Source organism: Vibrio sp. HI00D65, from assembly GCF_001635455.1.
Classification (GTDB): domain Bacteria; phylum Pseudomonadota; class Gammaproteobacteria; order Enterobacterales; family Vibrionaceae; genus Vibrio.
On sequence record NZ_LWEH01000327.1, the window covers coordinates 1 to 634 of the forward strand.

The 634-nt window shown below is 45.0% G+C and carries 2 protein-coding genes; both read left to right on the plus strand.

What is annotated here, in order from left to right; genetic code table 11:
* Positions 1–9: 9 nt before the first annotated feature.
* Entirely contained in the window at positions 10–126 is a 117-nt protein-coding gene (gene lptM, locus A3712_RS19615) for an LPS translocon maturation chaperone LptM (RefSeq protein ID WP_063524726.1), read from the plus strand.
* 41 nt (positions 127–167) lie between these two features.
* Positions 168–634: diaminopimelate decarboxylase family protein (locus A3712_RS19620; RefSeq protein ID WP_443083604.1), on the plus strand; the 467-nt coding region annotated here is incomplete at its 3' end.

A 634-nucleotide genomic window follows, 5' to 3' on the forward strand; every position in this document is an offset into this window, starting at 1 on the left:
ATATGCAAAATGAAAAAATTAATTACCGCTCTGTTTATGCTGTCCGTTATTGGACTTTCTGGTTGTGGTCAAACGGGTCCTTTATACGATCCTGATGAAGTTCAGCAGACTGAACAATCACAATAAGTGAAACACGCAGAAATCGTTATTTATAAGGGATAAGAACTTTGGATTACTTCAACTATCAGGAAGATGGCCAGCTTTGGGCTGAGGACGTCGCACTTTCACAACTCGCAGAGCAATATGGTACACCGCTGTATGTATATTCTCGCGCTACATTAGAACGCCATTGGAATGCATTTGATTCATCGGTTGGTGAACATCCACACTTGGTGTGTTACGCCGTTAAAGCGAACTCGAACCTTGGCGTATTGAATACTCTGGCACGATTAGGTTCTGGCTTTGATATCGTTTCTGGCGGTGAGCTAGAGCGTGTAGTCGCTGCAGGTGGCGATCCAGCGAAAGTTGTATTCTCTGGTGTCGGCAAAACAGCTGCTGAAATGAAACGTGCGCTTGAGTTGAACATTAAGTGTTTCAACGTAGAGTCTGAGCCAGAGTTAGAGCGACTGAACAAAGTGGCTGGTGAGCTTGGTGTTAAGGCGCCGATCTCACTACGTATCAACCCAGATGTTGA

Coding starts and splice junctions, on each gene's coding strand:
- lptM (WP_063524726.1), top strand. CDS start 10: ATGAAAAAATTAATTACCGCTCTGTTTATGCTGTCCGTTATTGGACTT.